The following is a 15,136-nucleotide window of genomic DNA, read 5'->3' as shown; positions in this document are numbered from 1 at the left end:
AATCAAATTATTTAAAAAGAACATTTTGTTCAAGGGGGAAAAGAACATGAATCAACGTTTAAAATGGATGTGTTTCAGTTTTCTCTTACTGTTAACACTCACTCTTGCCGCATGCTCGGGTGGGAAAGAAACAGCAAAAGAGTCGAATGAGTCAGAAAATCCGTCATCTTCAGATAGTAGTCAATCAGATGAACCTAAGTACGGAGGAACTGTTACAGTTGCAATGCCTGCAGACGCCTTAACCTTAGATCCGCATGAATCAGCGACCTATCAGGTACATGACCGTGCCGGTCTTGTTTATAATAAATTAGTGACATTCAAAACTGGTCCAGATGCAGCTTACGCAGATGCTACGATCGTTCCGGATTTGGCAGAGGAATGGGAAGTTTCGGAGGATGGTAAAACTTACACATTCCACTTGCGTGAAGCCTATTGGCATGATCTTCCGCCGGTAAATGGACGAAAAGTAGTAGCTGAAGATGTTGTCGCTACGATGGAAAACATATTAAACCAGCCAGGACACCAATTAAACCTTTTGGACGCGGTTGAAAGCATTGAGGCACCGGATGAGCAAACGGTTGTCTTTAACTTAAAAACAGTCTTTGCTCCATTCTTAACCAATATGGCAAGCCATTTTATGTGGATTCTGCCAAAAGAAGCGATAGAAGGTCAAATTAATTTAGCGGAGGAAGCGATTGGTACAGGACCATTTATGTTAGAAAAATGGGACAAAAATATTAAAGCGTCGTATGTTCGTAATCCCAACTACTTTGAAGAAGGTAAACCATATCTTGATGGAGTTGACATTATGATAATTCCAGATCAAGCTGCACGAATTGCTGCATTTAGAACAGGCCAAATCGAATATATGAGTGAGATATCGCCGGAAGATTGGGAAAATCTAAAACGAACAAATCCAGATACGATTGAGAATAGAAAACTATATGCGACACAATCTCAGTTGGCCATGGGGATGAAGCATGAAAAATTTAAAGATGAACGTGTTCGTCAAGCAATTAGTATGGCAATCGATAGACAAAATGCAGTTGATCGTATTTATGGCGGTGGGGAAATAAGTGCCCCGGTTAATCCAACAATGGGAGACTGGTCACTACCAATAGAAGAAAGAGAAGAGCTTCTAGCATATGATCCTGAAAAAGCAAAGCAACTATTAGCTGATGCTGGTTTCCCTAACGGCTTTGACACAGTAATTATGACAACTGAAGCTTACGGTGAGGAACTAGTTCGTTTGGCACAATGGGTGGCGGAAGATCTAAAAGCGATTGGCATTAATGCAGAAATTGAAGTTGCTGAATATGGATCATTCATTGAAAGATGGAGAGCTGGAGATTTTGAACTGAAGTTTGGTTATATCACTAGATATCAAGAGGTTGATGAGTGGTTATATTATCAATTCCATACTAATGGTGTAGGGAATTATTTCGGCGACAGTTATCCAGAGTTGGATAAAATTCTTGAAGAACAACGAGTACTTCTAGATGTGGATGCGAGAAAGGCAAAAGTACATGAAGCGCAAAGGTATATCTTAAAGCATGTCTTAAATCCGATGCCAATTGTAACACAGTATAGAACTTTGCCGATACCTCCATATTTACAGGCATGGCATGAACATGCATCATACGGGTATATCCATATGAAGAATGTTTGGCTTGATAAATAAAAAGTGCAAGTAATTTGTTCGCTGCAACTGGAGGATGATGATTATGAATTTTGATTTTACAGGTGAGCAAATCATGCTTAAGCAAACGGTCAAGAAATTGTCAAAAGAAGTATTGGAGCCAGCGATTGCTAGAGAAGGTCAGGATAAACCGTACTCCAAAGATTTTATGATTAATATTTTAAAAGAATTAAAGCCATATGGGTTCCTAGGCACTACCATTCCTAAAGAATTGGGAGGGGATGGGCTTGACGTAATGACATATGGATTGATTTATGAAGAGCTTCCAGTTGAATTCTAAGGGATTGTTGGGATCTCCTCTGGTCTTGCCAGAATGATAGCAGATCACGGGAATGAGTGTCATTGTAATAAGTTTCTGCCTGGACTGTTATCAGGAGACAAGATTGGTTGTTCAGCAAATACGGAACCAAATGTTGGCTCAAGCGCATCTGAAATTCAAACATCAGCTTATCTAGATGGAGACAGTTGGGTGATCAATGGAACAAAAACCTTTATTACAAATGGTGAATTTGCAGATTATGTAAGTGTTGCTGTCCAATTTGACCGTAGCAAGGGTTCTAAGGGTATCGGAATGATACTAGTTGATCGAAATGAAACATCATTTGAATCCAAAAGAATTCATTTGCTGGGACTTAAAGGAGGAGATTTGGCAGAGTTAGCGGAGCTTCATTTTGATGATCTCCGTGTTCCAAAGGAAAACCTCATCGTACCTCCTGGTGAAGGTTATAAGCATAAAATGGTAGGTTTTCATACTTGGAGATGCTTTGTTGCCGTTCATGCAAACTCTATCGCTGAGAAAGCATTGGAACATTCTCTAAAATATGTCAAGGAAAGGCAGCAGTTCGGCAAACCAATTGGATCCTTTCAGTTAATTCAGAAATTGTTAGCAGATATGAAAACCGATCTTGATATTTCTAAGCTACTAGCCTATCGAGCATTAGATATGGTTACCAAAGGGAAAAATAGTCGGCTTGAGAGTTCGATGGCTAAACAATTTGCAACAGAGATGGCTGTTCGTGTTACATCAAATGCCATTCAGATTCACGGTGCCTACGGATTGACTACTGAATTTCCGTTAGAACGCCTCTATCGAAATGCAAAGATATTAACTATTCCTGAAGGAACATCCCAGATTCAAAAGTTGATTATGGGGCGTGAACTAACTGGTATGAGTGCATTTAAATAAGCAGTAATTGAAAAATTAAGTCATTTAGAAGCTATTAGAGGGGTGATGCTTCCGGATATATAGTCAGTAACAATAGCCTCTTTTTAAGGTTAACCGGCAATAAGACCCCTACCTCGCGGGCTCAAAAAAGATAATGAGTGAACATTAGCCCCTATTAGTCCTTTAGTTTAACTTTCCCAGTGGGGGATGAAAGAAAACCCCCACTGTTGGAATTCTTATTTTATAAAAGGAAGGTGTTTAGTTTGGAAAAATCAATGGCGGAGATTCCACTATTTGAAGAAGGTGTAATGGATCAAGATGCTAGGTTAATTGGAAGTAAATGCCCTGACTGCAATCAATATGCTTTTCCTGCTCAATCTTATTGTCCAAGATGCAGTCATGAAATGGAAAGAACAGCTTTATCGCAAGAGGGCGAATTATATACCTATACGATTATTAGGCAGGGTCCCCCTTGGTGGAAGGATAAGGTTCCTTATACCGTAGGAAGGGTGAAATTACCTGAAGGAGTAATCGTAAAAACACAAATTAAAAATGATGAACTATCTCCACTGCAGATTGGAACGAAAATGCAGGTTGAACCACATGTCATGATCAATGAGCAAGGGGAAAAAGTGAAAATCTATCGGTTCTGTCCAGTAGGTTAAAAAGGGGGATAAATCATGAGAAATGTATATGTCCAAGGTGTTGGAATGGTAAAATGTGGTCGTTATACAGAGAAAATCGAAACTAAAGCAGCGGAAGCCTGTATGAATGCACTGCAGGATGCGGGTATGAAATGGCGCGATGTTCAGGCTGCGTATGCAGCACATGTTATGCAAGGACCATCAGCTGGTCAGAAAGTCTTTTCCCAGATTGGAATTACAGGATTAAATGTTACAAATGTAGAAAATGCCTGTGCAAGTGGTTCAACAGCACTACATCATGCCTATTATGATATCGCTTATGGTAAATATGATGTAGTCTTGGTGGTTGGGTTTGAAAAAATGAAAAGAGGCGTAATTGACGCAAATAAGGGTGAAGAACGATCTTATGAAGATAAATTAGGGTTACAGGTAATGCCATCTGAATATGCCCAAAAAGCACAAAGGCATATGTATGAATATGGCACAACGCCTGAGCAAATGGCGAAGGTCTCCGTTAAGAATCACAAGAATGGTACCTATAATCCATATGCTCATTATCAAAAGAACTTCACATTAGAAGAAGTATTACAATCACGTCCGATTGCCGATCCATTAACTTTATTACAGGCATGTCCTACGAGTGACGGAGCAGCAGCTGTTATTTTAGTATCTGAAAATGTTATGAAGAAAAATAGAAATCAAGACCCAATTAAATTCGTTGGTACAGCTGTGCAAACAGAAACGATTTTAGAAGATATCGATTTAACAACAAGAACAGCTAATATTGCCTATCAAATGGCAGGACTTGGTCCTAAAGATATTAGTCTAGCAGAAGTTCATGATGCGTTTACAATTGGTGAGCTACTTCATTATGAAGCTCTTGGTTTCTGTGCACCAGGGGAATCTGGAAGTCTCATTGATGAAGGCGTAACTGAAATAACTGGAAGTTTACCAGTTAGCCCAAGCGGTGGTTTACAATCACGCGGTCATCCTTTAGGGATGACAGGTGTAGCTCAAGTTTGTGAAATAGCTTGGCAGTTACGTGGGGAAGCTGGTCAAAGACAAGTGCAAAATAATCCGAAAGTGGGCTTAGCACATACGCAAGGTGCAGGTGGCATTTGTGCAGTAAACATTTTTTCATTATAAGTCCTACAGGGAAAATGGATGGTGTGGACAATTTACCTTCATGAGTAGAGATTCTATTCCTTGAAGGTAAATTGATCCTTATTTCCACTATTGACTCACTGTATCGATAAAAGGGAGGAAAATTACATGAATTTTGATTTCACAGAAGAACAGTTGATGCTAAAGCAAACGATGAGAAAGGTCTCTAAAGAAGTATTGGAGCCAATGATAAAAGAGCAAGAGGGAAAGCCAATTACGAAGGAGTATTTAACCAAAGTAATGAAAGCGATAAAGCCTTACGGACTCCTTGGGACAACAATTCCTGAAGAGCTTGGAGGTGCTGGTCTTGATGTAATGACGTATGCCCTGATTTATGAGGAATTGCCACATGAACTAAAAGGAATTGGTGGTGTTTCTCCGGGATTGGCAAGAGCAATTGCTAATAATGGTTCTGCTTATCAGAAAGAGAAGTTTTTACCTGGTCTCTTGTCAGGTGATAAGACAGGATGTTCTGCTAATACAGAACCAAACGTTGGTTCTAATCAAGCGGAAATTCAAACAACTGCTTATTTGGATGGAGACCATTGGGTGATTAATGGTACTAAAACGTTTATCACGAATGGAATCCATGCGGATTATATCGGTGTTTCTGTACAGTTTGATCGTTCCAAGGGAAGTCAGGGGGTAGGAACTATTCTAGTTGACCGTAATGAGACGCCATTTGAGTCAAGACCTATAAAATTGATGGGGTTTGAAGGAGGCGACTTAGCTGAGCTTTATTTTGATAACCTTCGGGTTCCAAAAGAGAATTTATTAGTTCCAGAAGGTGAAGGGCACAAAGGTAAACTAAAAGGATTCCACGTTTGGCGCTGCTTTGTTGCTATACACGCAATTACAATTGCTGATAAAGCATTGGAGTACTCGTTACAATACGTTAAAGAGCGTGAGCAATTCGGGAAAAAAATTGGTTCTTTCCAATTAATTCAGGAAATGCTTGCTGATATGAAGACCGATATTGATGCTGCCAGACTTCTAGCATATCGCGCATTAGATATGGTGAATAAAGGGAAACATTGTCGATTGGAAACATCAATGGCTAAGGCATTTGCGGCAGAAATGGCCGTTCGTGTCACATCAGATGCCATTCAAATACATGGAGCTTATGGGCTAACTTCTGAATTTCCGCTTGAGCGTTTATACAGAAGTGCAAGAATCCTTCCAATTCCAGAAGGAACAACGCAGATCCAACAATTAATTATGGGGCGCGAACTTACTGGAATAAGTGCTTTTAAATAGTAAAGAAAGATGCTATTAATAACACTATTTATTTTACTAGCGAAGAATGGATATGAAGAGCTTTTGATTTAACAGTTTAGAGGCTGTGATTTACGGAGCATCTCCTATGAGTTCTGCAAAATTAGAGTTTTTGCAGAATAAACTTAGAAATACATTCTTACAAGGGTTTGGGTCAATTGAGGTGGTAAATACTTTGAGCTCTCATCAAGCAGTCCAGCAATCAGCAGTGGTTGGAATTCCGGATGAAAAATGGGGAGAAGCCGTTCATGGCGAAGTCATCTTAAAACAAGAAATGAAGATTAGCGAACAAGAACTACTTGAATTTACTAAGAATCTAATTGGGAAATATAAGGTGCCCAAAACGGTTTAAAAGGGTTTTTGTATTTTCTGAATATTTAAATTATATAGAGCGTTTATGTAACTTAGATTCCTTTTCTATATCTTCACTAAGGGGGAAATATTTATGAGTAATCAAGAAAATTTAATTTTAACTGAAAAAAGAGGAAATATTTTTATCATTACCATTAACAGACCTGAAGCTAAAAATGCTTTTGATTTAGCTACAGCAACACAAATGAATAAAGCAATTGATCGATTTGAAGAAGACCCTAAATTATTTATTGCGATTATTACTGGTGCAGGCGGAACTTTTTCTGCAGGTGCAGATCTAAAAGCAGCAGCGCGGGGAGAACGTGCTTCTACTGAACGTGGAGGATTTGGTATTTTTGCAAAACCACCAAAAAAGCCGGTGATTGCAGCAGTTGAGGGATATGCAGTAGCTGGTGGAATGGAACTTTGCTTGTCATGTGACATGATTGTAGCTGCTAATAATGCTCGATTAGGACTTCCTGAAGTCCGTCATAATCTTGTTGCTGTAGGTGGCGGCCTATTTCGACTTCCAAAACGTATGCCATACCATTTAGTAATGGAGCTAGCACTTACTGCGGATATGTTACCAGCGGAGCATTTCCATCGTCATGGAGTAGTGAACCAATTAACAGAGCCTGGAAAAGCTCTTGAAGGTGCTATAGCATTAGCGGAACGGATTACGGTAAATGGTCCGACCGCGCAAATTGCTACAAAAGAAATTATTCGCCGTTCCTATGAATGGACAGAGGAAGAAGCATGGCAGAACCAGATGGATTACGCAAAAGTTGCATTGGAATCAGAAGATAGGAAAGAAGGATTAAAAGCATTTGCGGAAAAACGTAAGCCAGTATGGATGGGGAGGTAAGTAGCGATGTCTCATCCAATATTAAAAAACTTATCTCTACCGGTTGTAGCTGCTCCAATGTTTCGGGTATCAGGGCCAGAGTTAGTAGTTGCTTCATGTAAAAGTGGGGTCATTGGCTCATTTCCGGCAAAGAATCCCAGAACAATTGAAGAGCTTGAACTGTGGTTATCCCAAATAACTAGTGAACTAGAAAAGGAACCTAGTGCAGCACCCTATGCAGTTAATCTAATCGCCCGAAGTGATCGGCTGGAAGAGGAAATTGAACTGTGTAAGCGATACAAGGTCCCAATGGTTATTAGTAGTGTCGGGTCTCCAGAAAAAGTGGTTGGTCCGATCCATTCATACGGTGGAATTGTTATTGCAGATGTTGCGACCCTTAAGCATGCACGCAAAGCTGCTGAACTAGGTGTGGACGGACTTGTTCTTTTAACGGCTGGAGCTGGAGGTAATGCTGGTTGGAATAATCCATTTGCATTTGTTCGTGCAGTGCGAGAATTCTATGATGGACTTGTCGTTTTGGCAGGCTGTGTCATGGATGGAGCTGGTATACGAGCAGCAGAAGTACTGGGTGCTGACCTAGTATTTATGGGAACAAGATTTATCCCAACAATTGAAAGCATTGCCGATGAAGAATATAAACAAAAGCTTATCGAAGTGAATATGGACGATGTTATGACGACTAAATCAATTTCAGGAATGACTGCAAATTATTTACGACCTACGATCGTGGATGCGGGTCTGGATCCGGATAATCTTCCACCATATCAAGAATTTAATAACAGTGAACATCGCAAGAAAAGATGGAAAGATATTTGGTCTGCAGGTCAAGGTGTCACTGCAGTGAAAGAGATTGTGTCCGTAGAAGAATTAGTTAAAGAGCTTTCTGTAGAATATAACGAGAAAGTTAAAATTTAACATTTAACTTATATATTGGAGGAGATTGACTATGAATTTTGATTTTACTGATGAACAAGTAATGCTTAAGAAAACAATGAAGAAATTTGTTAGAGAAGTACTGGAACCTGCGATTGAAGAACAAGGCCATGACAAACCGTTATCAAAAGAATTTATCTTAAGCATGATGAAGGAGTTAAAACCATTTGGGTTATTATCCACGACAATTCCAGAAGAACAAGGTGGAGCTGGCATGGATACAATGACATGGGCCCTCATGTATGAGGAGTTGCCAGGTGAGCTTAGCGGTTATGCAGGAATTTCACCAAATGTTGCCAGGAGTATTGCACATGGAGGTTCTGACTACCATAAAGAAAAATTCTTACCTGGACTCCTTGCTGGGGATAAAATTGCCTGTTCAGCAAATACAGAACCAAATGTCGGTTCTGATACATCCGGAATGCAGACAACTGCCTATTTGGATGGAGATCATTGGGTGATTAATGGGACAAAAACCTTCATTACAAATGGAAACCATGCTGACTACATCTCTGTTACTGTACAATTCGATAAATCTAAAGGTGGAAAAGGTTTAGGGACTATTCTTATCGATCGAGAAGAAACACCAGTAGAATCTAGGAGAATTGAATTAATGGGTCTTAAAACTGGAGATTTAGCAGAATTATATTTTGATAATGTTCGAGTACCGAAGGAAAACCTTTTAGTACCTGAAGGAGAAGGGTTAGTGAAGAACTTAAAAGGTTATCATGCATGGCGTTGTTTTGTTGCAGCAAAAGCAACTACTATTGCTGAAAAAGCACTTGAGTATTCTTTAAAATATGTGAATGAAAGAGAGCAATTTGGGAAAAAGATTGGTTCATTCCAATTAGTCCAAGAAATGCTTGCAGATATGAAGACAGAAATTGATGCTTCTCGCCTATTAACTTACCGTGCACTTGATATGGTTAATAAAGGAAAACACTGCAGGGTTGAGACATCGATGGCTAAACAATTTGCTACCGAAATGGCTATTCGTGTCACTTCAAAAGCGATTCAAATTCATGGTGCCTATGGGTTAACGTCAGAATTCCCATTAGAGCGTCTGTTTAGAAATGCCAGAATCTTAACAATTCCAGAAGGAACTACGCAAATACAAAAATTAGTAATCGGTCGTGAACTTACCGGTCTAAATGCGATAAGAAAATAGAAGCAAATGTCTAGTAGGAGGTAATTATGACTAAACCAATTGCGGGTAGCTTGGAATATTGGGCTCAACAAAAACCAAATGAACCGGCAATCATCGATGAATCCGGAAATGAACTAACATGGAAGGATTGGAATGACAAAGCCAATCAGTTGGCCGAGGCTTTTATTCAAAAGGGTATCAACCCATTGGATATTGTAGCTGTCCGTTCCCATATCAGGAAGGAATGGTTCATTATTAACCGTGCCTTTGCCAAAATTGGCTGCAGTACCTTAACAGTCAATTGGCGCTTAACCCCCTCTGAGGTCCGTTATATGATTGAAGATAGCGGGGCAAAGGCTATTGTTTTTGATGACGAGGACCCGGTTAGTTTTACCAATGAACTGAAGGATATGAACTTGAACGCTTGGTTAACGATTGGGACAAATCACTCTATTCCGGGTGTAGATAGAATTGAAGATATCATTTCGAGGACTACCGCTCCTTTAAGATTTGCCGATGGTAAGAAAGTCCCTAAAATTGTTTATACTTCTGGGACGACTGGGAAACCAAAGGGAGTACATCTTCCGCTCACTCTACTTAAAGAACGAGAAAAAGAGATTACAGAATATATGCTCGATATGGAGAAAGCGAAAAAGGTTTCCCCATCACCCGAGAATAAGACACTATTAACATTGCCGTTGCATCATGGTGCGGGCCCGCATGCAGCGGAATTGGCACACTCAAAAGGAAATACGGTTGTGTTATTAAAAAGATTTAACCCTGAAAGATCATTGCAATTAATAGAGCAATATAAAATTTCCACTTGGGTTACGGTTCCGACAATGTTAAAACGGGTTGCAGCCTTGCCTAAAGAAATTTTAGAAAAATACGATGTTTCGTCTATCACATTCTTATCTTGTGGGGCAGCTCCTGTTTCAAGTGTTCTAAAGCAATGGGCGATCAGTTACTTTGGAGAAAATGTTCTTTACGAGTCATATGGATCAAGTGAGACAGGATTAGTTTCACTTATTCCTCCTGACATGATAATGGTTAAGCTTGGTTCTTCAGGCCGCCCTTATAAGAACGTGCATGTATCTGTACGTGATGAACAGGGAAACCCATTGCCTCAAGGAGTTCCAGGAGAACTTTGGATAAAATCGCCAATGACGATTGAAAGTTACCTTAATCGGGAGCCGCTTGGTCCAGATACTCTTGATAAACAGGGCTACTTTAGAGTTGGCGATGTCGGCTATTTAGATGAAGATGGCTATCTCTATATTACAGACCGAAAGAAAGACATGATTATTTCTGGGGGAGTCAATATTTACCCTGCTGAAATTGAATCTGTTCTTCTTAAACATCCTGCTATTCAAGATGTTGCTGTTATTGGTATACCACATGATGATTTTGGTGAACAAGTCAAAGCATTTTGTGAGCTAAAAACGGGTGCCAATATTAGTGAAAATGAACTACATGAATTTAGTAAAAAAGAACTCGCAGTTTATAAGTTGCCAAGATCCATAGAAATTGTTCAAGAATTACCTCGAAATACGATGGGAAAACTACTAAAAAACGAGCTTCGAGCTCAATATTGGAGAGAAAGGGAGAGAAATATATGAATAATATTCTAGATTTAAATGGTCGCGTTGCGTTGATTACAGGAGCAGGACAGGGAGTAGGCAGACAAATTGCGTTACAATTAGCAGCAAATAATGCGGGTGGTGTAGTAGTGAACGACTACTATCTCGAACGTGCTGAAGCGGTTGCAGCTGAAATTGAAAAGGCTGGTGGCAGAGCTTTAGCCTTGCAAGGTGATGTTACTGATTTTGAAAGTGTAGAAAAAATGGTAAAGACCGCTGAGAATCATTTTAATAAGGGGATTGGTGTATTGGTAAATAACGCGGGGAATTCTGGCGTAAATAACAATTCTGATCAGAGGGGTATTCCTTTTTGGGAATCTGATCCAAAAACATGGGGTACATGGATTGATGTTAACCTTCATGGGGTATTAAATGGCTGTCGAGCTGCCCTTCCGGGGATGATTAAAGAAGGTCCTGGAGGGAGAGTTATCACGATTATTTCTGACGCAGGAAGAGTTGGTGAACCGCATCTAGCTGTTTACTCTGCTGCAAAGGCAGGAGCTTCTGGACTTATGAGAGCATTAGCAAAATCACTTGGGCGTTACCAAATTACAGCTAATTCTGTTGCGATTGGAGCAACTAGAACCCCAGCAATTGCCGCAGGACTAGAGGATGAAGAACGACTTCGTAAGATGTTGAAAAATTATGTCATTCGCCGTGTTGGAGAACCAAGTGATGTTGCCAATATGGTACTATTCCTAGCTTCTGACGCATCTAGCTGGATTACAGGGCAAACTTACCCAGTGAATGGCGGCTATTCTTTTAATCAATAAAAAAATTAATAACATAGAAAAATATAAGTTTAATCTAAAAGGGGGGGTCAATCTTATGAAGCAATATAAAAAGTTTGTAATGATTTTTATCGCAGCAATTTTCGTTATCACAGGTTGTTCCGGGCAACAATCAACTTCTTCTAGTGATCAGAAGAGTTCAGAAGAAAAAGAGAATAACAATAACACTGATACAGAAAAAACTCTCTACTTCGCTATCGGTGGTGAAGTAAAAGACTTTGATCCGCATTTCTTAGCAGGTCTACCAGAATATGCAGTTGTCCCGAACCTTTTTAATGGGTTAGTAAGAATGCCTCTTGGAAAAGTTGATGTTACGGCAATTGAAGGAGACCTGGCTGAAAAGTGGGAAAGTAATGAAACCTCTACCCAATGGACTTTTTATTTAAGACAAGGAGTACAATGGCATAAAGGTTATGGAGAACTTACTGCCGAGGATGTTAAATCATCGTACGAAAGAGTAATAGACCCTACAAATGGAATTTCTGATTCGACATATTTTCAGCATGTAGAAAGTATAGAAACACCAGATCAATATACAGTTGTATTTAATCTTAGTAATCCTGATCCTAACTTTCTACAATTACTTATGAACTATAAAGGTGGTGCAATTGCTAATACAAAGGCAATTGATGCAGGTGAGCCCCATATAGGGACTGGTCCATTCGAATACGCTGAATACAAAACGCAAGACCAAGCGATTTTAGTAAAAAATAAAGATTACTTCCGTGGCGAGCCAAAAATTGATAAAGTGATTTTTAAGATTATGACAGATTCAACAGCAATTGATGTGGCAATGGAAAAAGGTGAAATTCATATGTCTTTGGGTATTTCTGATCCTTTATGGTTGGATAAAATTAGTAAAAATCAGGACCTTAAGGTTGAACTTGGTGGTCCGAACAACCAAGGGAATTTTTACTTGAATAGCTCAAAAGAACCGTTAAATGATATCCGTGTAAGGCAAGCGATTGCTCATGCGATTGATGCGGAATCTTATGTTACTTCCATGACAACAAATGGAAAAGTACCGCAAGGACCAATACCTTCTGATGTTTCAGGTGCTGTCGACGCTGGAAAATATGAATATAATATTGAAAAAGCGAAGCAACTATTGAAGGAAGCTGGTTATGAAAATGGATTTAAGTTACCACCACAATATGTCTCACAAGCTTCTCATATCTTAAATCCAATGGTATTTGCTCAGGATCAACTTAAACAAATAGGGATTGACATGCCATTAGAGAAGGTTGAACATACAACATACCAAGATAATATGAGAAAAGATATGAATACGATTGCGTACGTTGCTTTTAACCGTATTCCTCATGCTTCTTGGTGGGTAAGGGACGTATATCATAGTAATTCAACGGTTGGAACACCAACTGGAGTATTGAATTATTCTCATTATGATAAGAGTGATGCTCTTATTGATCAAGCTGTTGTTGCAACAGACGAGAGTGAAGCAAATGAATTATATGCACAAATCCAAAAGCAAGTAATGGAAGAGTACGTCGTCGCTCCACTTATTGAATATTCAACAACTCTTGTTAGAAGAACAGAAGTAGATTTAGGCTACAGTCAGCATGGGGGAAGTCTATACTACTATTGGCCGCTAAATGAAAATACAGATTTAAAATAAGATTTATTATGAATAGTCTCCTTATCAGTTATCTACACAGTAATCGATAAGGAGATATTATTTTGCGATAATCTAAAAATGCTTTTCTTGTAAATCGTTGCAAATATTAGGGCAATAAAAGCTAATAATTAAGCTTTAAAAAGGAGAGGGCAAGATGGAAAATCTTGTGCTGAGGAAAAAAATTTTAATTATGCTTGCTGTTATGTCAGCTATGCTTTTTGCTGCCTTAAATCAAACGATTGTGGGTACAGCCCTTCCACGAATTATATCCGATCTAGATGGTATAAACTACTATAGCTGGGTATTTACGATGTTCATGCTTACTTCTAGTGTTACGGCCATTTTAGTTGGAAAACTATCTGATATTTATGGACGTAAAATTTTTATGCTTATTGGAATTGGTATTTTTACTATTGGGTCATTTCTTTGTGGTCTGTCAGAAAGCATGATTCAATTAATTCTCTATCGTGGTATACAAGGTTTTGGCGCAGGTATGATTATGTCAACCTCGTTCACTGTGGTTGGGGATTTATTTTCACCAAGAGAAAGAGGGAAATGGCAAGGCTTACTGACAAGTATTTTTGGAATTTCAAGCTTACTGGGTCCCACTCTAGGAGGATGGATTGTCGATAATGCAGATTGGCATTGGGTATTTTGGGTGTTCTTACCGATTGCTTTAGTGGCCTTCTGTATGATTCTATTTATTTATCCCAAACAAGCTGCAAAAACAAAAGAGCCAATCGATTATTTTGGATCCTTATTTATTTCATTAACACTTGTTCCGATGCTGATTGCTCTATCATGGGGGGGGAATAATTATGCATGGTCATCATCCATGATTATTTTTCTCTTTATATGCTCCTTAGTTGGTTTTATTTTATTTATTTACACAGAAAAGAGAGTTTCGAGCCCGGTCCTACCTTTAAGTTTATTTAAGAACAAAGTTTTTAGCTTATCTAATGGAATTGGATTTATCCTTGGGATGGGTATGTTTGGGGCGATCATGTATATGCCTTTCTTTGTTCAAGGTGTACTTGCGACTACAGCTACAAAATCTGGATTAATTATGATGCCCATGACATTATGTATGGTTACCGCGAGTGCAATTAGCGGTCAACTAATCTCAAAAACAGGAAAATATAAAAGACTTGTCATCATTGGAATACTTATAATGGCAACGGGGATGTATTCTTTATCGTTAATGGATGTGTCAACTTCAACAGCAAGAGCTGTTATCAATATTATTTTTGTCGGATCGGGGCTTGGCTTTTGTTTACCGGTAATCATGATATCAGTTCAAAACGCTGTTTCACAATCGCTACTTGGAGTAGCAACTTCTACAGTGCAATTATTCCGGCAATTAGGTGGAACAATTGGTGTAGCAGTCATGGGGACTATTATGAACGCAAGACTTGGGACTGAAGTGGAACAGATGACTGCAAGGAACGGACTTGATAAGATAATTGATGAAAATAAAGTATTAGCTCAACTTCAAGATCCACAGATTTTGATTGATCATCAACAAGTTGAAGATATCAAAGCAAATATACCAAAAGATTTACAGGAAGTTACGGGGAGCCTAATTGAACAGGTTAGAGAATCATTAGGACATTCTTTAACATTTGTTTTCATGATAACGAGTATGATTCTTTTAATGGGATTCGTATTAACGTTTTTTTTGAAAGAAAAACCTTTAAGACTTACTAATAGTCCAAAGGATACACCAGCAAATGTCACAGATCAAAAGAAAACCTCGGGATTAACTAGCAAGCAAACAAACTAACTAACATTGTGATTTTGCGACTGTCACGAACTTTATACACGTG

Annotated in this window: 14 protein-coding genes; all 14 read left to right on the top strand. The window is 39.0% G+C overall.

Annotated elements, in window-relative coordinates:
- Positions 1-46 precede the first annotated feature (46 nt).
- The 14 genes from CZ487_RS15605 to CZ487_RS15545 all read left to right on the top strand — a co-directional run bounded on the left by CZ487_RS15605 (position 47) and on the right by CZ487_RS15545 (position 15,093).
- On the top strand, positions 47-1,681 hold the full coding sequence (locus CZ487_RS15605) for an ABC transporter substrate-binding protein (protein ID WP_077213212.1): 1,635 nt from the start codon (positions 47-49) through the stop codon (positions 1,679-1,681).
- A 43-nt stretch (positions 1,682-1,724) separates the two neighbouring features.
- On the top strand, positions 1,725-1,979 hold the full coding sequence (locus tag CZ487_RS26205; protein ID WP_161949653.1) for an acyl-CoA dehydrogenase family protein: 255 nt from the start codon (positions 1,725-1,727) through the stop codon (positions 1,977-1,979).
- Between the two features lie 33 nt (positions 1,980-2,012).
- The gene (locus tag CZ487_RS15600) at positions 2,013-2,885 is read left to right on the top strand and encodes an acyl-CoA dehydrogenase family protein (RefSeq protein ID WP_084783300.1); all 873 of its coding nucleotides are present in this window, start codon (positions 2,013-2,015) and stop codon (positions 2,883-2,885) included.
- Between the two features lie 242 nt (positions 2,886-3,127).
- Entirely contained in the window at positions 3,128-3,529 is a 402-nt protein-coding gene (locus CZ487_RS15595; protein WP_077213211.1) for a Zn-ribbon domain-containing OB-fold protein, read from the top strand.
- 15 nt (positions 3,530-3,544) lie between these two features.
- Positions 3,545-4,654 (top strand): thiolase family protein, encoded by a 1,110-nt coding sequence (locus CZ487_RS15590; protein ID WP_077213210.1) that lies wholly within the window; start codon positions 3,545-3,547, stop codon positions 4,652-4,654.
- Between the two features lie 126 nt (positions 4,655-4,780).
- Positions 4,781-5,929: an acyl-CoA dehydrogenase family protein gene (locus tag CZ487_RS15585; RefSeq protein WP_077213209.1), complete on the top strand. Its 1,149-nt coding sequence runs from the start codon at positions 4,781-4,783 to the stop codon at positions 5,927-5,929.
- A 193-nt stretch (positions 5,930-6,122) separates the two neighbouring features.
- Positions 6,123-6,299 carry an AMP-binding enzyme gene (locus tag CZ487_RS15580; RefSeq protein WP_161949651.1) on the top strand — a complete coding sequence of 59 codons (177 nt, stop codon included), beginning with the start codon at positions 6,123-6,125 and terminating at the stop codon, positions 6,297-6,299.
- A 93-nt stretch (positions 6,300-6,392) separates the two neighbouring features.
- The gene (locus tag CZ487_RS15575; protein ID WP_077213207.1) at positions 6,393-7,163 is read left to right on the top strand and encodes a crotonase/enoyl-CoA hydratase family protein; all 771 of its coding nucleotides are present in this window, start codon (positions 6,393-6,395) and stop codon (positions 7,161-7,163) included.
- A 6-nt stretch (positions 7,164-7,169) separates the two neighbouring features.
- Positions 7,170-8,078: an NAD(P)H-dependent flavin oxidoreductase gene (locus tag CZ487_RS15570; RefSeq protein WP_077213206.1), complete on the top strand. Its 909-nt coding sequence runs from the start codon at positions 7,170-7,172 to the stop codon at positions 8,076-8,078.
- Positions 8,079-8,109: 31 nt separating this feature from the next.
- Positions 8,110-9,264, top strand: coding sequence for an acyl-CoA dehydrogenase family protein (locus CZ487_RS15565; protein WP_077213205.1), 1,155 nt, complete (start codon positions 8,110-8,112; stop codon positions 9,262-9,264).
- Positions 9,265-9,290: 26 nt separating this feature from the next.
- A complete protein-coding gene (locus CZ487_RS15560; RefSeq protein ID WP_077213204.1) occupies positions 9,291-10,862 on the top strand; it encodes a class I adenylate-forming enzyme family protein in 1,572 nt (523 codons plus the stop codon).
- Entirely contained in the window at positions 10,859-11,656 is a 798-nt protein-coding gene (locus tag CZ487_RS15555; RefSeq protein WP_077213203.1) for an SDR family NAD(P)-dependent oxidoreductase, read from the top strand. Before CZ487_RS15560 ends, CZ487_RS15555 begins: the two co-directional genes overlap by 4 nt.
- Positions 11,657-11,711: 55 nt before the next feature.
- Positions 11,712-13,310: an ABC transporter substrate-binding protein gene (locus CZ487_RS15550; protein WP_077213202.1), complete on the top strand. Its 1,599-nt coding sequence runs from the start codon at positions 11,712-11,714 to the stop codon at positions 13,308-13,310.
- Between the two features lie 154 nt (positions 13,311-13,464).
- Positions 13,465-15,093 (top strand): MDR family MFS transporter, encoded by a 1,629-nt coding sequence (locus CZ487_RS15545; RefSeq protein ID WP_077213201.1) that lies wholly within the window; start codon positions 13,465-13,467, stop codon positions 15,091-15,093.
- The last annotated feature ends 43 nt before the right edge of the window (positions 15,094-15,136 follow it).

The sequence above is a fragment of the Robertmurraya dakarensis genome, assembly GCF_900156875.1.
Taxonomy (GTDB): Bacteria; Bacillota; Bacilli; order Bacillales; family Cytobacillaceae; genus Robertmurraya; species Robertmurraya dakarensis.
The sequence above is the reverse complement of the archived record's forward strand: the minus strand, read 5'-3'. Positions and strand labels throughout refer to the sequence as shown.